Raw genomic sequence first — 16626 nt, forward strand, 5'->3', positions numbered from 1 at the left:
TTATCGTTTACGTATACGTGTCGGAGGAGTTAGCTGTGCTGGTGCGCCGTGGTGGGCTCGTTATAAAGAAGACGGTTATTAAGCGTGGGGAAGAGGTCACCGGTGAATATATATACGTGAGACGTGGGTTGTTCGAAGCCGAGGCTGAGTTTGACTTAGAGGATGATGTGTTATATTACCTACAGATATGCTGGTTGAGGAGGTGCTACGTTTGGTTTGATGGGGAGCCCGATAGGGCTGTTCCCAAAACGCTTATAAGAAGGGCGACTTCTATATTCAGAGAGCTAGGCGAATTTTCCGTTGCCGCTAGGGCTGTTCTGAGGATATTAGCCTCGTCAAAAAGCCGATCGTCACCTGTCAGATCCTCTGACCTCTCTCATCGGCTTGTTTAATCCACACTAGACATTTTTAGCCTTGTCATACATAAGGTATAAATATCTGTAGTGTTAACAGATACGTGAGGGATTTTGCAACCCAGAGGTTGGCAGAGCAGATCATAAACCTCTTGAGGGAGTATGGAGAGTTAAGTAGTGCAGATATTGCAAAAATGCTTGGGGTTAATAGACGCTCTGTCGCTGCAGTGTTGGCCCGCCTCAGGAGAGAGGGGGTCGTGGAGTATCTAGGATATTGTTTTGGAGGAAATCGGTGCAACACTAGGTGGAAGCTGAAAATGAATTAGTTTCAGTCTACTCTTACCTCTCTAAAATATTTTGAGAAGCAATATTAACATACAGAGGAGGCGTAGACGTGGGGGATGGTTGTACTGTCGTGTGGCGTGGGGAGAAGTACCGCGTAGAGTGCACCCCATCTTATTTGCTAAGTCTTGCATGTAAGATCGCGGAGGCTGAGTGCGTACCTTACCCGGAGATTTATCGACAGATATTGAACAGCGTGGAGGGGGAGTATAGGGGGATTAGGCGCTTAGTGTCTACGATATTGTCCGAGAAGTGATTTTCAAAAGTTTTTAAAGTCCTTGAAACCTAGCCTAGCGTATGTCTACGATCTTCGGAGAGCAACTTCCTAAGAGTAGCCGAGTGGAGTACGTAGGCGATGTGCCCATAATTGAGGAGTGTCCACGTGATGTTAAGACTCTCGGCGGCGAGCCGGTTCTACTGTTTGGTAAATGGAGTTATGAAGAGGTGGTGGTGAGAGATCCCGGTCTGAGGAGGTATATCTGTCTAAAGCCTGTGATGCTTCCACATACTGAGGGGAGGTTTCAAAATGTGCGGTTTGGAAAGGCGCGGATCCCTATCGTGGAGAGACTTATAAACCTCATGATGAGGCCGGGGAGAAACGCCGGCAAGAAGCACAAGGCGTATAACATAGTCAAGAGGGCTTTTGAGCTGGTGTACTACAAGACGGGTAGAAATCCGCTACAGGTTTTCATCGACGCAATAATCAACACGGCCCCGAGGGAGGAAGTCACGAGGATAATTATGGGCGGCATAGCTTATTCTGTTTCTGTAGACGTATCTCCACAAAGGCGTCTTGATCTCGCTCTCCGCTGGATTACGGAGGGCGCAAGAACTTGTTCGTTTAATAACCCGAAGCCGATAGAGGAGTGTCTCGCCGACGAGCTCGTTGCGGCGGCGGCGAATGATCCCAAGAGCTACGCCGTGAGGAAGCGTGAGGAGCTAGAACGCATCGCCGCCGCCTCGCGTTAACTGTTTTTAACAGACAACATCTCTGCCACATGGCTGAGTTGTTTTGGTTTGAGAAGTATCGTCCTCGTTCTTTTGATGAGGTGGTGGATTTGGAGGAGGTTAAGGCTAGGCTTAGGGGTTTTGTGAAGAGCGGCGACATGCCGCATCTCCTCTTCTACGGCCCTCCCGGCACTGGGAAGACCACCATGGCCCTTGTCTTGGCTAGAGAACTCTACGGTGAATACTGGCGGGAGAACACGCTGGAGCTCAACGCATCAGACGAGAGAGGGATAAATGTAATTCGGGAGAGAGTAAAGGAATTCGCGCGGACGGCGCCCGTGGGCAAGGCACCCTTTAAACTAGTCATACTAGACGAAGCAGACAACATGACTTCAGACGCACAACAAGCACTACGCAGAATAATGGAAATATACGCACAAAACACAAGATTCATACTACTAGCAAACTATGTATCACGTATAATCGATCCTATTATTTCTAGATGCGCCATCTTTAGGTTTTCACCCATGCCGAAGAATCTCATGGCAGAAAGACTCAGGCTCATTGCAAAAAGTGAGGGTGTTGAGCTTAGGGACGACGCCATTGACATAATATATGAACTGTCGGAGGGAGATATGAGGAAGGCTATAAACCTCCTACAAGTGGTTGCGGCTACGAATAAAGTTGTTGACTCCAATGCCGTAGCCGCCGCCGCGGCTACTATAAAGCCCTCAGATATTATTGAGCTATTTAATCTTGCAATCGGCGGCGACGTGTCAAAGGCCCGGGAGAAGCTCCGAGAACTTATGTACCTCAAGGGCGTTGCAGGTGTCGACTTCATAAGAGCCTTCCAGAGAGAACTTATACGAATGGCGCTTGATGATGATGTTAAGGCGGAGATCGCCGAGTTGCTGGCAGACATCGATTATAGACTCACACAGGGAGCGGATGAAGAAATTCAGTTGACTTATCTACTAAGTAAGTTAGGTGCCTTGGGGAGGCGGATTAGGCCGAGCCCTGCCCAGCAGAAAAAGAGATAATGCCCCTCCCCTGGGTGGAGAAGTACAGACCCAAGTCTTTTGCAGATATTGTGAATCAGGAGGAGGCGAAGTACGTCTTGGCGTCTTGGATATGCGCCAAATTCAAGGCCCCTAAGGAGTTCTGTGCGCGCTGGGCTAAGAAAAAGGACAGGGAGATTACGGAGGCTAGGGCCGTTCTTTTAGCAGGCCCTCCTGGGGTTGGCAAGACTACAATAGTCCACGCCTTGGCGAGAGAAATTAGATATGAGCTTATTGAGCTTAACGCAAGTGATGTGAGAACTGCTGAGAGGCTGAGGCAGGTAGTGGGCAGTGGGTTGAGGGAGTCTTCTCTCTTTGGCTACGAGGGCAAGATAGTCTTGTTTGACGAGGTTGATGGCCTCCATGTAAAAGAAGATAAGGGGGGGCTGGAGGCTATTATCGACATAGTGGAGACGGCGAAGGTTCCCATAGTCATGACCGCAAATAACCCCTACGATCCAAAGTTCAGGCCTTTGAGAGATCTCTCGCTTGTGGTTAACTTGAGGAGACTTTCTGAAGACGAGGTGGTTGAGGTATTGAGAAGGATATGCGTCAACGAGGGGGCTAAATGTGAAGATGAGGCTTTGAGAAGCATCGCAAAGTCGTCTATGGGCGACCTACGTGCGGCTATTAATGATCTACAGATGTACCTAACAGGCGGGAGGAAGATGTTGGTGTTAGATGATATAAAGAGGGCGGGGGAGAGAAATCCACAGCTTTCTATGTTCGAGATTTTGGATCGCGTTTACAAGGCGCGTTGGTTTGACGAGGCCCGTGCCGTGTCTTTCAACCCGTCTTTTGACTGGGAGCAGTACTTCGTATGGGCTCTTGAAAGTATCCCAGTTGTGTACAAAGATCTTGAGGCGATGTCGACGGCGTATGACCGGCTTAGCAAAGCCGACGTGTTTATTGGAAGAATAAAGAGGATGCAGGAATGGGAGCTTCTGCCTTATGCCATGGAGCTCGCCCTCGGTGGGGTTTCTCAAATAAAAGACAAGCCAAGGCTCCCTCCCTTTATTAGATATGGATTCCCACAGAGACTTCTCCTACTGGCTAGATCTAGAGAGGCGCGGAGGAGGCGGGACGCGCTTGTTGAATACCTAGCACAGAACTTACATGTTTCCAAGTCGGCTGTCAGGTCTGAGATATTGTATGTACTTTCAGCGCTGTCGAAAGCCAACCCTAGTGTAGTGGAGAAATTAAGTAAATCTCTGGGCATCAGCGCTGTAGATATTAGAACCCTGCTCTGATGGAGAGGGGCCACGTACTTATTAGGACGGCTCCACGGAAAGACAAGGTCGTGGCCAGGGATTTATGCGACTGCCTGTATTACTATGACCAGTCTGTTAAATGTGAGGTAATAAAGCCTGGTTTTGTCTATGTCAATACTTTTACTACTTACTTAGGTGAATGTCTAAATTTATTTTATTTTAAAAAATTATTAAAAATATAGAAATATATGATTATGTATCTAGGGAGAGGCCGGAGTGTAGTAGTTGTGTAGTCGTTGCAGTCGGCGGGCTGTATTTCGTGCGCAGAGTTGGCTGATACTTTTAGAATACATCTATTTATTACAAGTTATGTAATCTGAAAGTATTTATAACTGCCTTGTCCTCACCTCCATGGCTATTGTAGTTGACGAATCTGTTTTTTCACCTAACTACGTGCCGGAGAGGCTACCGCACAGAGAGCAACAGCTCCAGAGCATTGATATGTTGCTCAGTAGCTGGCTACAGGCGCCGGGGCATCACTACCCCAGGGCGACTCTATTAGGCAGGCCAGGCACTGGCAAAACTGTTACAGTACGTAAACTCTGGGAGATATATAAAGAGAGATCTAAAGCACGTTTTGTTTACATAAATGGATTTATCTACAGAAACTTCACTACTATAGTAGGCGAGATAGCGAGATCGCTGGAAATTCCGTTTCCGCGCCGTGGCTTAAGTAGAGACGAATTCCTAGCCCTCTTAATTGAACATCTACGTGAACGAGATCTCTACATGTTCCTAGTCCTAGACGACGCCTTTAACCTAGCCCCCGACATATTATCCACATTCATTAGGCTGGGACAGGAGGTTGATAAATTGGGCGCGTTTAGAATAGCTCTCATCGTCGTGGGACACAACGACACTGTTCTCAACAACCTAGATCCATCGACTCGTGGAATAATGGGAAAGTACGTAATACGCTTCTCCCCATACACTAAGGAACAAATCTTCAGCATATTACTTGACAGAGCCAGGGCGGGTCTCGCAGAGGGTTCCTACAGCGAAGACATCCTCCAGATGATAGCCGACATCACAGGCGCCCAGAGTCCGCTTGATACAAATAGAGGCGATGCCAGACTTGCCATAGACATCCTCTACAGAGCCGCATACGCCGCGCAACAGAACGGAAGGAGACAAATAACACCTGAAGACGTCAGAAGATCGTCGAAAGAGGTGCTCTTTGGCATATCCGAAGAGGTGCTCGTCGGTCTGCCTCTCCATGAAAAACTTTTCCTACTTGCCATAGTTAGGTCGCTAAAAATCTCTCATATGCCATATGTAACATTTGGCGAAGCAGAGGAGGCCTATAAAATAGCCTGCGAGGAATATGGAGAGAAGCCAAGAGTACACAGCCAGCTTTGGACCTACCTCAATGATCTAAGAGAAAAAGGTATAATTGAAACTAGGCAAAATAAAAGGGGAGAGGGCGTGCGGGGGCGCACAACGCTCATATCAATAGGAACCGAGCCGCTTGATACGCTTGAGTCGGTGCTCGCCAAACTAATAAGAGAGGAGCTTAGATGATCGAGGAGGTCCTAGGCGCGCCGCTACGCATACGTATACTCCTGGCGCTCTGGAAGTGGGGTGAGGTAAACATGACCGAACTCGCCCACATTCTAAACACCAACTACAACCAGCTAGCCCTCCACTTGAAACTCCTCGTCGACTACGGATTAGTTGAGGAGAAGCGCATCGGGCGCGCTAGACTAGTAAAGCTACGAGACGCAGAACTCATCCACTCTCTACTCCAAGCCCTGGCATTAGCAGACGAAGAACTCACAAAAAAGACAAACATAGAGAGTTCAGAAAAGCCGCCAAATTGATGGATGTGCCAAGCGATTTCGTTTGGCGAACACATCGTGAAACATGATACCCCCTCCAGCGTCCCCGGGGCTCGGGGCCCGAGGCGCCTTCGATCCCACAGGGCAGATCGCCAGGTGACTTGACATCGCCCCTTCTGCAGATGCGTATTAGGCACAGCAACTCCTCCCAGAGCCCCCGCGGGAGGCAAGGGCGCCTACATAGCCTCCCTTTTCTCTGTTAAGCTTGTATATGTTTAGGCTACTCCGCGTAGGCTTTGGAGGCAGCAGACTAAGCACAAAATGTTATATTTGTATTGTGGAGAGAACACGGCGTGGGGGCCCGTTTCGAGCGTTACGTGTTAGATCTACTACCTGCGATTGGGCTGATTCCCAAAGCTACGCGTTTTAAGGTGTATCGAGAGGGGGTGGAGGTAGGCGAGGTGGACATAATCGCCGTCGACGAAAAGGGCAACACCTACGCCATTGAGGTAAAGGCCGGGAGGGTAGACATCAGCGGGATAAGACAGGCGTATGTGAACGCCAAAATACTCGGCGCCAGGCCCTTGGTGATAGCCAGGGGCTACGCAGATGACGGAGCTAGACAGTTAGCAAAAGAACTCGGCGTCGAGGTAGTCCTACTGCCTGACTACATATTTTTATCAATTGACGACTTGTACACAGCCCTCACAAGCGCGTTGGCTAGGTTCATAGCGACAATCCTGGCGGTGTACATAACCCTAGGGGAGAAGGAGATCGAAGCCATTAAAGAGTGTAGAGATCTACAATGTATATGCGAAAAAGTAGACTGCGAATCTCTATTTCAGAAACTGCCCAGAGAGGCTAAAAACGCCGAGGTGATTTTGCTGGCTATTGAGCTTCGTAGGTGGCTACCAATTCTATGCTCGGCACCCAAACAAAGAGGAATAGATATTTAGGAGACGCGACATACGTCCATGGAGCCGCTAGTGTCAGAAATTAAACAAAAGTTCCAGCCTAGGCTAAAGCCAATTGAATGGAGGGGGGATAGGCTGGTGCTCCTAGACCAGAGAATACTACCCTTCGAGACTAGGTACATAGAGGCAAAGACCGTGGAGGATGTGGCTCACGCGATCCGCGACATGGCTGTTAGAGGTGCGCCGGCCATTGGCATAACAGCGGCCTTCGGCATGGTCTTAGCCCTGGTAGAGAAGACACCCAGTAATACGCAAGAGGCGTTAAAGACCTTGGCGAGGGCGAGGGAAATCCTCTCTAAAACCAGGCCCACCGCGGTGAACCTCTTCTGGGCACTCGACAGGATGTACAACAAGGCCGTGGAACTCACATCGTCCGCATCCTCCGTTAGGGAGCTCAGAGACGGGCTAGAAAAAGAGGCTCTGAAGATATTTGAAGAAGAGCTCGATGCCGAGATAAAAATGGGGTTGTACGGAGCCGAACTCCTAGAAGATGGCGACACCGTCTTGACTATATGTAACGCCGGAGGCCTCGCGACTGGCACAGGCCTAGGCACGGCGACGGCGCCTATATACATCGCGTCGATGCTTGGGAAGAGGGTATCTGTCATCGCCCCCGAGACAAGGCCGTGGCAACAAGGCGCGAGGCTGACAGTGTACGAGCTTATGCAGAACGGGATACGCACCACCTTAATTGCAGATACAGCGGTGGGGCTTGTGATGTATAGACGACTAGTGGACATAGTAATGGTGGGCGCAGATCGGATACTACTAGATGGCCATGTGTTTAACAAAATAGGCACACTTAACGAGGCTGTCCTTGCTCACGAATTCGGCATCCCCTTCTACGTCTTAGCGCCGACCAGCACGATAGATACACGGAGCAGAGTAGAGGATGTTAAGATAGAGGAGAGGAGCCCCGACGAAGTCCGCACCGTAAGGACCGCTCAAGGCAGTGTATATGTCACTCTAAAAGAGGTTGCAGTCTACAACCCCGTGTTTGACGTCACGCCCCCAAAATACGTAACTGGAATAATCACAGAGAGGGGCGTAGCGACGCACCCACTGTCCATAAACTTACGCAAATTGCTAAATAAGACATAGCCAGCAGACTTAACTATACGTCTAATATATTTATAAGTAGAACGTCCCATAAGTGTTCTAGACAAAGATGAAAAATTTAAAAAACATGTGATTTCAAGACTTCGGATGCGATTAGAAATCATAGAAAGAAAACTTGTAGAAGCTTTAGTTATACTATTAATAAATGCAAAAGGAAAAGTAGTCAGTATAAGGGCGACATCGCTTGCAAAAATGGCTGGTTTTGGAAACGACCACAGTGCTATACTAAAAGCCGCGAGGTTTCTACAAAAACTCTCAAAATACCAATTCATCAGAGTCGCTACTGAAACTAAGCGCAACAAGACCTACCGCTACTTAGTTAAAACAGACGACGAGCTGTGGCAACTAGTGCGCAGAGATCCCGAAAGAGCAAAAGAGATAATAATAAAACTTATTTCAAAATAGATGAATTTTTATGGAATTGAAATTGACGAACTTTTATATAAACACCTCCTAGAATTCCTCAGCGACTCTGAAATAGATGCGCTCTTCCGCTCTATTACAACTCCACCACCACGCTACTATATACGTGTAAACACGCATATAACCACTCCCCAAGAACTGATAAAGAGACTTAACTCACGTGGGCTCGTCGCCTATAGAGACGAGCGCTTCCACGACGCAATCTGGCTCCCGGTAGAGGGGCCCTTTAAGATCCCCCCAGCGAGGAAGATTGTAGTAGTCGACAAGAAAGCCGCGGAGAGCATTATGCTAGGCGCAGATCTCTACGCACCAGCCATAGTAAAAACAGACCGCGTACTAAAAGGAGACGAGGTGAATATAGTCTCTGACAACGGCGTTGTGGTAGCCTTTGGCTCCGCAGTAGTTGACAGCGACGAGGCGCTGAGGACGAGGAGGGGGCTCTACATCAAGGTGGAGAAATCGCTGTACCGCACGCCGAAGCTTAGAAATCTCCCCGAATACGACGGCGGGCTTTTCTACAGCCAGAGCCTGCCTGCCATAGCTGTTGGCCACGTGGCGCGCAGATTTGCCCGCCTAGACGCCGCTGATCTAAACGCGGCTCCCGGCGGAAAAGCAACACACCTAGCACAGAGCGGTCTCAGAGTGGTGGCTGTAGATAGATCTCAACCAAAGATAGCTAGGTTAAAAAACGAGATATCGAGATTGAAACTAGATTTCTTTATCGACGTAGTGATGCACGATAGTAGGTACCTAGATAGAGACTTTCCAAGACTTAAGACAAGCATAGCGTTGGTAGATCCGCCTTGTAGCGACCTAGGTGTACGCCCAAAAATATACCACAGAGTTACCTACAGCGCTGTGAAAAACCTGGCTAGGTACCAGATACAGTTCCTGAAAACAGCGTTGAAAATCGCCCCCTTTGTAATATACTCAACATGCACACTAACCTACCTAGAAAATGAGGAGGTGGTTATGAAGGCAGGCGGCGAAGTTGTAGACGCTGAGCTTAATATAGGCGCCCCGGGGTGGGGCTGCCCCAGTTGCCGTCGATTTCTACCGCATATACACAACACGCCCGGGTTCTTCATAGCGCTACTGAAAAGCCCTAGGAGAGAGCCTTAAGCGTCTTCGACACATAGACATCGCACTGCTTCTTAAAAGAGCAGAAGTTACACGCAGAGGGGCTTTCCCCCCTCAATCTCTTCTCAACAACCTTACATAAATTCTTTACATAATACTGAGGAAAGCAGTCTTTGCATATAAATATATTTCCATATATGTACGCAATATTTTTAAAATTAACTTCTCGCCCACATACAGTACAAAACGGCATGGAGATACCTAATCAAGCATTTAAAAGCATGATCTAGTGTATTAGTGTTCCGTCCCTACTCCATATACGAAGGCACATACCTAGTTAAACTAGCCAGAAAGGCCGTAGACACGTTTCTCACAACTGGTAGAGTCGAAATACCGGACGATCCCCCGCCTAAACTTCTCGGCGACGACTATGGAGTATTCACAACAATAGAAACTACCCATGGCGAGAAATATGAACTCCGGGGCTGTATAGGCTACCCAGAGGGGTATAGAAACACGCTGTACGCCACGATATACAGCGCCATCGGAGCTTGTTGCCAAGATCCTAGATTCCCAGCCATGAAGAGAGAAGAGCTTGGCTCTGTAATTTTCGAGATTAGTATTCTAAGCCCATTGACGTACGTCGAGGCGGATCCCCGGAAACTACCTGAAGTGGTGCAGGTGGGGCGCCACGGCCTAGTAGTGAAGAGAGGCCCCTACTCAGGCCTCCTACTCCCACAAGTGGCGGTGGAGGAGTGCTGGAGCCCGGAGGAGTTTTTGATGCACACATGCATCAAGGCTTGGCTCTCCGGCGACTGCTGGCTCGACAGAAAGACAAAACTCTACATATACGAGGCACAGATATTCCGCGAGAGAGCCCCCGGCGGAGAGGTTTATGAACGTGACTTAGTGGCCGAGGCGGCTAGGTGTAGTCAAGAAACTCGCCCAGGAAACGTAACGTGAGATAGTCCAGATGCTGGATCCCAGCCGCCACTAGCTTTTTCCCGCCCCTCTTCACTATATATATATACAAATCGCCATGTTTTGCCTGCAGAAGCTCCACGTCCAGATCCTCATACCTGTTGACAAGCGCAGGTCTCTCCCCCAGCTCTTTTTCACCAAGCTTTACATAGGTAAACCCCAACAAGTCCTTAAGCTCCTCAAGCGATGACGGGATATATCCAACTCTGCCATATGGAGGTATCACCTTATCCAGCCTCTCCTTCAACTCCCCCAGTTGCTTAACTATCTCCTGTTCGCCCGGAGTGAACCTCATACCCTCGTACCTCAACCCCTCTGGAAGGGGCGGGGGCTGTCTTCTAGCCAGGAAGAATATAATAAACGCAAGCACACCTACCGCCACGGCCAGTAGTGAAACTTCTACCAACTGGAGGTACATACCACATTGGTGTCTGCAGATATATAATAGTTACAATTATTTTTGCCGCAATCCGTAAGGGCATCTCTTCACACGTCAGAAGACCCTTAGCTCTTCACCCGGCTCTACTCAAACAACTCCTTATTTATTTTACGTCTCTAAAGAGTGTTTCTTTGTCTTAATAATAGCCCTACCAAGTCTGTGCAAGTTACCTAGGAAGATCATAACTAGTCCAAGAGCTACTAGCTCAGGCTCGTTGCCTACGACCCCCATCGCTAGGACAAAACCGCCATATATCGCCAGCATCCATATAAACATAACCTACGCTTTACACACCAATATAAAACCTATAAATAGGCTTGCGCATTTACGTACACATCTAGGATTTTTTAGCACTGAACCGGCTCTACCTTTAGAGTATCTCCTAGAATCTCGACAACACGTATCCGGCACCCTCTTCTCACTGGTACGCCGGAGACAGCCTTCCAATATTCGCCAAAAACCTTCACAAACCCGGGGCTGTCAGGTCCCAAGTCGTCAATAGCGACGCCCTCGACTCCTTTAAGACTAGTTAAAATTTCGGAAGGAGGTCTCTGTCTATGCACAGCTACAACCTTATAAACTATAAACACTATAAATCCAACAAGTATTGCTATGTTTATGTAGAGGCCTATCTGGATAAGCCACCAATCTCTAATATGGATTAACTCGCCGCTGAATAAATTAGCTGGATACGCCGAGAGAAAGCCAATTATTAGGAGCACGGCGCCTACCCCAGCCACCGCCCCGTGTGCCGACATACCCATCAACACCTCCGCCATTATCAATACCGCGCCCATGATAATCAAGGCTAGGCCCAGCCAGGCGGTGGGGAGGAAGGAAAACATAGAGATCACAAGTAGAATAATTGCAGCCGCCACCGCTATTGGGTGGCCTGTCAAGAAGGCGGCTAGTAACAACAGGAACGCCAGTAGAGACAAGACGCTGGACACAACGGGGTCGCTGATCCACATCTGCAGGGACTCCGTAAGCGTGGGCTTGACATACCTCAATTCGGCGCCGGCTATCACAAGCTCGGTTTTTTGATTCCGCAGAAGCACGACGCTTCCATTAATCTTCTTCAGCAGGTCGCCTATCTCCACCGCCACTACGTCAATTACCCTGTATTTCAAAGCATCCTCAGCGCCTAGATTCACGTTCCGAGTTATGCACAACCTGGCGAAAGTCCCATTTCTGCCATATGACTTAGACACAGTCTCGAGATATCCTATCAAGGCGTTGAGAGTCTTCGACTCGTTAATAGGCGTGCCGCCGGCTATAGGCTGACAAGACCCGATGACGGTGTGGGGCGCCATGGCGGCTATATGCGTCGACATAAGGATGTAGGTCCCCGCAGACCAGGCATAGCTGTAATCTGGATATACATAGCCAACGACGGGGACAGGGGAGTTCCCAATCTCCTTCATAATCTGGAGCGTGGGATCCGCCAAGCCACCCGGCGTAGATAGTAGGAGGAGCACCAGCCCGTTGTGCTGCGTCGCTAGGGAAATCGCCCTCTGCATCTGCGAAAGAGTGTAGGGCCCTATGACGTTGTCAATCTCAACTACGTATACGGACGACGCCACGTAGGCCTGCGAGAAGACAACTAGTAAGAGGAGGAAGAAGACGATTTTCCTCATTTCTGTTCTTTTTTACCAAGCGCAAGCGGCAGGGCGACGTACTCCATAGTCGGCGGCGTTACAATTATCAGGTTGTGCTCCCGTGCTATTTCGATGAGCGCATCTATCATCCTTAGCTGCACGGCTGTGGGGTTTTGAGAGTATCTCTCGGCGGCTTCTAGGTATATCTTGCTCGCCTCGTACTCGGCAGACGCGAGCGTAATTTTCGCACGCCTCACCCTCTCCGCCTCCGCCTGGCTTGCCATTGCGCGGAGCAACACCTCGGGCAACTTAATGTCCTTAATGGCTACAGCTGTCACTTTAATACCCCACGGAGTTACGTGCTCATCTACAATAGACGCTATTCTCTTGGCGATCTCGTCTCTATGCGTGAGAAGTGTGTCGAGATCCACCATACCCACGACGTCGCGTAGAGTCGACGCGGCGAAGATCGCCACTGCAGGTATGTGATTCCGCACTGTTAGGGCTGTTTTCAACGCGTCGATGACCCTGAGGTATATCGCGGCATCTATAGTAACCTCTACGTTGTCTTTCGTCAAGGCCTTCTGCGAGGGGACATCAACTACCTCAATTCTCAAGTCGTAACGTATAATATTTTCAATTATGGGAATTATGAAGACGAGACCGGGACCCACCACACCCACCACGCGGCCAAGTCTAAACTTCACCGCCCTTTGGTACTCCGGGATTATTCTAATAGCAGATGAGAGAATAGCGGCCAGAACAATAATAGCAAAGAGGACTAGTATTGCAAAAGCAACTTGCTCCACAACTTGAAGTATCATGGTCATGTATACGAACCGAGTATAAAAGTTTAGGTCTAATCAATAAAAAATTTTTAAACCACTCTCCCGTTAAGTGTTTGATGAGGTGTTAACGGGGACGGGCTGAGTATGATGTCAATTCCGCGCTACCGATCAGACGCGAGAAGTCTCTTCATTAAATCCGCCAGTCCTGGAGTCATCAACTTTATATAAGACCCTATACAGGAGATTTTATGTTAAAATTCGACGAGATTTTAAAAAAGCTTGAGGAAGTAGATAGGGTTATAAAAGATATAGATAATATAAAAAAAGAGATACTACAAAGTATAGATATAATCTCTAGAAAATATTCTGATGAAGTAACAAAAAAGATCGAGGGAATTGTTGCAAGTACAGTATCGGAGTACAGGGCGAGGGCACTTGAAGAGGCGAAAAGGGAGGCTGAGAAAATAAACCGCGAAGCTGAGGAGAAAGCTAGAATTGTTGAGTCTAGATATAGGGATAGGAAGGAGGTTATAGTTAGGCGGGCTTTCGAAATCCTCAATATATGAGTAACGTCGTTAGGAGGCCCTACCTGGGGCCTAGGGTACGGGGGTTGCGTACAAGAGAGCTTCCGAGAGACAAACTTATTTCATTGATTTATGCAAATACATTGGATGAGTTTCTAAATATACTAAAAACAACTACGTATAATATAACACTAGATAAGCTTAGTCGTGATAACTTAATTGATTTGCGGAGAGCCTTAGTAAGGATATACCTAGAGAAGGTGAAGTCGATCTTTTTAGGATCTGGAAGCGACGCCAGGTCTGTCATTCTCTCCTCGTTGAAGTTTTTCGAGTACGAAAACATTAGAAATCTTGCTATTGCCGTAAAGGCTGGGAGAAACCCGGAAGACTTCATACTCTGGGAACCACTGGAATTTACTAGAAGACGTTACGTAGTTGCCAGCCTCATAGGCGCCAGAGGCATAGAAGAAATTGGAGAGAGGTTAAGGCAGATAAGACACCCGGCTTATAAAGCTTTTGAATTGGCGGCGAGATACGGTGAGGATAAGCTAAGTATTTTCCTAGATAGGCAGTGGGTTGAGGATTTCTCAACATCTCACATAGCAGAGAAAGACAAGACGTTGAACGCATTTACGACGGATTTAAGAGAGTACATCAATACACTAATTGCATTGAGAGCCAGGCTGTGGGGGCTGGCAGAGGAGTTAGGCGAATTGCTGATAGGGAAGCCGTCTCCCATAGTTCAATCAGCTGTAAGAGATCCACCTACACGTTTTCTAGATATTGCAAATACGGCGCCCTGGGGGAAGATACTAGTCGACATGGTGGCCGAGGCGCCCACACTTGAGAACATCGTGATAGCAATGGATAATATATACCCCGCTTATGTCAAGCAACTGTCGAATATATACACTGCGAAGTTCTCTGAGTTTTCTCTAGGCGCCCTTGCGGCGCATATTGAATATCTGAGGGCAGAGGTCATGACTTTGATTAGAGCGGCGTCTTTATTGGCTGAGGGGGTGCCCGCAGAAAAAAGACGAAAAATTTTTGAGCCGTTAACGAGATAAGCTTATACTAGTAGTAGGCTGATTAGTAGCCCGTAGATCGCTATTGCCTCTGCCAGCGCCACGAATATTAGATACCAGACTCTCTCCTGTGGCTTTTCTATTAATGCAGAAATGGCGGCGGCGCCGGCGATGCCCACTCCTATACCAGCGCCAAGCCCCGCTAGTCCAACGGCAAGGCCAGCCCCTATGTACCTCTCACCACCTGTAGCTTGTGCAGATGCCAGCGCTACTATTAGCATGAGCGCCATCGCCGCTTTGGGTTTCATAGGCGGTTAACTTTTTAGGTTTTTAAATATTGACGTAACTCCTCTATCTTTTTATCAATGGCGAGTATTAGATCTTTCGTATCTTCCTTTACCCTACTAATGACGATCTCTATTTCTTTATCTATAAGCTCTCTAATAGTAACATTGAGATCTTTCATGGACACGACGGCTCTAAACTAACGGGTTTTTAAGTATATGCCACAATTATCTTCCTCCTTATGAACTCCTCTCTTTCCCCCTCTTCCAAGGCTAGCCGTATGTACTGCATATTGTCCTTAATCCGCGGAATTACTACGTAGTCAATAGCGTTAATCATTCTCTGGTACTCTCTAACCCTGTTTAAAAGAGTGTAGAAGAGGGTTTCTTTTTCTGCAAATTCTATTAATTTCTGTAAAAGTTCGCGCATCTTGACTAAAGCAACGTCTAGCTCCGCGGCTTCTGTTGCTATGCTGTACGTTGGGTAGGCTACATAGCCGCTGACTTGTAGCCCTATGTGCGTGCCTCTGTTCACCAACTCGACCTTCACGGTCTTGGGAGTTAACTCAGCGATGCTCTCTATTCTGTCAATCCCAGACTTCGCCACGGCGATTTTAAAATTATCCGCAACCTCGACAAACGCCTCAGCTATCTCGCGCCTAAGTCTCTCGAGGTCAAGCACAAGTGCCCTAATTCTCTGGACAGTTGAATTCCTCGCGTCCTCTAGCGTCTTTTTCATGCGCTGAAATAGGGCGAGTTGCCTCCTCAACCTTATCAACTCGAGTCTTGAGGGGGGAGGCCTAAACGACACGTCACGTTGCCTATTATGTTTTTTAAGTATTGTAGCGCCGCCAGGTGTGAAAGAGACGTGGCGGCTGGTAAGGAGGGTAATTGAGGACGGGGACGTGGTGTTGGAAGTTGTAGATGCCAGAGATCCCGAGGCTACTAGGAGCAAAGAGGCTGAGGCGTTGGCGGAGAGGCTCGGCAAGAGGCTGTTGGTAGTGTTGAACAAGGCAGATCTTGTAAGTAGGGAGTTTTTGGAAAAGTGGAAGGCTTTTTTTGAGAGTGCGGGGATGCGTGTTGTCTACATCAGTGCCAAATATAGGCGCGGCACACGAAGGCTGTTGGTCTCCATAAGGGAGCTGGCTCCTAGAATACCTGTCACGGTGGTTGTCGTCGGTTATCCCAACGTGGGTAAATCCACAATTATAAACTACCTAAAGGGGCGCTACGTAGCTCCCACTAGCCCCAAGCCTGGGTGGACCAGAGGCGAGCAGTTGGTCAGGGCAAAGAGTTGGCTGGTTGTGCTTGATACGCCCGGTATTGTAAAGACGCCGTCAACTGGCGACTTGGCGCTGGACGTAATTAGGGGGCTTGTTGACCCGGGCACAGTGGACGACCCAGTCCCCTACGCCTACGCCTTGCTTAAACGGGTATTGACGTACAACCCAAATGCTCTTAGGGAGACCTACGGCGTTGTCAGCGACGTAGAAAACGCGCTCGAGGAGATTGGGAGGGCGAAACGCAAGTTGCTTAAAGGCGGTAGGGTGAATATAGACGAGGCGGCTCGTATAGTGCTGAGGGACTGGGTTACGGGGAAGCTGAGGTACTCACATCCGCCTCCTAATGTATAAATAGGGG

Annotated in this window: 24 protein-coding genes; 17 read left to right on the forward strand and 7 right to left on the reverse strand. The window is 48.5% G+C overall.

Annotated features, from left to right (window positions below):
* Positions 1-17 precede the first annotated feature (17 nt).
* From P186_RS10395 to P186_RS10455, 13 genes are all read left to right on the forward strand, one after another.
* On the forward strand, positions 18-392 hold the full coding sequence (locus tag P186_RS10395; RefSeq protein ID WP_014289443.1) for a hypothetical protein: 375 nt from the start codon (positions 18-20) through the stop codon (positions 390-392).
* Between the two features lie 65 nt (positions 393-457).
* Entirely contained in the window at positions 458-679 is a 222-nt protein-coding gene (locus P186_RS10400; protein ID WP_014289444.1) for a helix-turn-helix domain-containing protein, read from the forward strand.
* Between the two features lie 313 nt (positions 680-992).
* Complete coding sequence (locus tag P186_RS10410) at positions 993-1664, forward strand: 30S ribosomal protein S7 (RefSeq protein ID WP_148682979.1); 672 nt, start codon at positions 993-995, stop codon at positions 1662-1664.
* A gap of 29 nt (positions 1665-1693) precedes the next feature.
* Positions 1694-2683, forward strand: coding sequence for a replication factor C small subunit (locus P186_RS10415; protein ID WP_014289447.1), 990 nt, complete (start codon positions 1694-1696; stop codon positions 2681-2683).
* Entirely contained in the window at positions 2683-3951 is a 1269-nt protein-coding gene (locus tag P186_RS10420; protein ID WP_014289448.1) for a replication factor C large subunit, read from the forward strand. The genes P186_RS10415 and P186_RS10420 overlap by 1 nt, the downstream gene beginning before the upstream one ends.
* Positions 3951-4154 (forward strand): DUF3195 domain-containing protein, encoded by a 204-nt coding sequence (locus P186_RS14670; RefSeq protein ID WP_014289449.1) that lies wholly within the window; start codon positions 3951-3953, stop codon positions 4152-4154. Before P186_RS10420 ends, P186_RS14670 begins: the two co-directional genes overlap by 1 nt.
* 2 nt (positions 4155-4156) lie before the next feature.
* Complete coding sequence (locus tag P186_RS14635) at positions 4157-4249, forward strand: DUF3195 domain-containing protein (RefSeq protein WP_338050690.1); 93 nt, start codon at positions 4157-4159, stop codon at positions 4247-4249.
* 74 nt (positions 4250-4323) lie between these two features.
* The gene (locus P186_RS10430) at positions 4324-5493 is read left to right on the forward strand and encodes an ORC1-type DNA replication protein (RefSeq protein WP_014289450.1); all 1170 of its coding nucleotides are present in this window, start codon (positions 4324-4326) and stop codon (positions 5491-5493) included.
* Positions 5490-5792 carry an ArsR/SmtB family transcription factor gene (locus P186_RS10435; protein WP_014289451.1) on the forward strand — a complete coding sequence of 101 codons (303 nt, stop codon included), beginning with the start codon at positions 5490-5492 and terminating at the stop codon, positions 5790-5792. Before P186_RS10430 ends, P186_RS10435 begins: the two co-directional genes overlap by 4 nt.
* Before the next feature lie 311 nt (positions 5793-6103).
* Positions 6104-6706, forward strand: a complete 603-nt coding sequence (locus P186_RS10440; RefSeq protein WP_148682980.1) for an endonuclease — start codon at positions 6104-6106, stop codon at positions 6704-6706.
* Positions 6707-6724: 18 nt separating this feature from the next.
* Positions 6725-7825: an S-methyl-5-thioribose-1-phosphate isomerase gene (locus tag P186_RS10445; protein WP_014289453.1), complete on the forward strand. Its 1101-nt coding sequence runs from the start codon at positions 6725-6727 to the stop codon at positions 7823-7825.
* A 105-nt stretch (positions 7826-7930) separates the two neighbouring features.
* On the forward strand, positions 7931-8248 hold the full coding sequence (locus P186_RS10450) for a hypothetical protein (protein WP_014289454.1): 318 nt from the start codon (positions 7931-7933) through the stop codon (positions 8246-8248).
* Positions 8249-9388 carry an RsmB/NOP family class I SAM-dependent RNA methyltransferase gene (locus P186_RS10455; protein WP_014289455.1) on the forward strand — a complete coding sequence of 380 codons (1140 nt, stop codon included), beginning with the start codon at positions 8249-8251 and terminating at the stop codon, positions 9386-9388.
* Here P186_RS10455 and P186_RS14675 read toward each other — a convergent pair.
* On the reverse strand, positions 9372-9599 hold the full coding sequence (locus P186_RS14675) for a hypothetical protein (protein ID WP_014289456.1): 228 nt from the start codon (positions 9597-9599) through the stop codon (positions 9372-9374). The two genes, P186_RS10455 and P186_RS14675, sit on opposite strands and share 17 nt — an antisense overlap.
* Positions 9600-9643: 44 nt before the next feature.
* Between P186_RS14675 and P186_RS10465 the strand changes: the two genes are divergently transcribed.
* The gene (locus tag P186_RS10465; protein ID WP_014289457.1) at positions 9644-10309 is read left to right on the forward strand and encodes a TIGR00296 family protein; all 666 of its coding nucleotides are present in this window, start codon (positions 9644-9646) and stop codon (positions 10307-10309) included.
* Here the strand turns inward: P186_RS10465 and P186_RS10470 are convergent.
* From P186_RS10470 to P186_RS10480, 3 genes are all read right to left on the reverse strand, one after another.
* Complete coding sequence (locus P186_RS10470) at positions 10269-10745, reverse strand: hypothetical protein (protein ID WP_014289458.1); 477 nt, start codon at positions 10743-10745, stop codon at positions 10269-10271. The genes P186_RS10465 and P186_RS10470 overlap by 41 nt on opposite strands.
* Positions 10746-11113: 368 nt before the next feature.
* Complete coding sequence (locus tag P186_RS10475; RefSeq protein WP_014289460.1) at positions 11114-12403, reverse strand: NfeD family protein; 1290 nt, start codon at positions 12401-12403, stop codon at positions 11114-11116.
* Positions 12400-13188: a slipin family protein gene (locus P186_RS10480; RefSeq protein ID WP_014289461.1), complete on the reverse strand. Its 789-nt coding sequence runs from the start codon at positions 13186-13188 to the stop codon at positions 12400-12402. Before P186_RS10480 ends, P186_RS10475 begins: the two co-directional genes overlap by 4 nt.
* A gap of 212 nt (positions 13189-13400) precedes the next feature.
* Here P186_RS10480 and P186_RS10485 point away from each other — a divergent pair, with 212 nt between their 5' ends.
* Both P186_RS10485 and P186_RS10490 read left to right on the forward strand, forming a co-directional pair.
* On the forward strand, positions 13401-13718 hold the full coding sequence (locus P186_RS10485; protein WP_014289462.1) for a hypothetical protein: 318 nt from the start codon (positions 13401-13403) through the stop codon (positions 13716-13718).
* Positions 13715-14743, forward strand: coding sequence for a V-type ATPase subunit (locus P186_RS10490; RefSeq protein ID WP_014289463.1), 1029 nt, complete (start codon positions 13715-13717; stop codon positions 14741-14743). Before P186_RS10485 ends, P186_RS10490 begins: the two co-directional genes overlap by 4 nt.
* Positions 14744-14745: 2 nt before the next feature.
* On the opposite strand, the gene P186_RS10495 is transcribed toward P186_RS10490, so the two are convergent.
* Genes P186_RS10495 through P186_RS10500 form a run of 3 tightly spaced genes read right to left on the reverse strand, consistent with a single transcriptional unit; the run spans position 14746 to position 15796 of the window.
* A complete protein-coding gene (locus P186_RS10495; RefSeq protein ID WP_148682981.1) occupies positions 14746-15009 on the reverse strand; it encodes an ATP synthase subunit C in 264 nt (87 codons plus the stop codon).
* A 14-nt stretch (positions 15010-15023) separates the two neighbouring features.
* Positions 15024-15173 (reverse strand): hypothetical protein, encoded by a 150-nt coding sequence (locus P186_RS14095; protein WP_193383981.1) that lies wholly within the window; start codon positions 15171-15173, stop codon positions 15024-15026.
* Positions 15174-15196: 23 nt separating this feature from the next.
* Positions 15197-15796 carry a V-type ATP synthase subunit D gene (locus P186_RS10500; RefSeq protein WP_014289466.1) on the reverse strand — a complete coding sequence of 200 codons (600 nt, stop codon included), beginning with the start codon at positions 15794-15796 and terminating at the stop codon, positions 15197-15199.
* 46 nt (positions 15797-15842) lie between these two features.
* On the opposite strand from P186_RS10500, the gene P186_RS10505 reads away from it, so the two are divergent.
* Positions 15843-16619: a GTPase gene (locus P186_RS10505; RefSeq protein WP_014289467.1), complete on the forward strand. Its 777-nt coding sequence runs from the start codon at positions 15843-15845 to the stop codon at positions 16617-16619.
* The last annotated feature ends 7 nt before the right edge of the window (positions 16620-16626 follow it).

Source organism: Pyrobaculum ferrireducens (assembly GCF_000234805.1).
GTDB classification, from domain to species: domain Archaea; phylum Thermoproteota; class Thermoprotei; order Thermoproteales; family Thermoproteaceae; genus Pyrobaculum; species Pyrobaculum ferrireducens.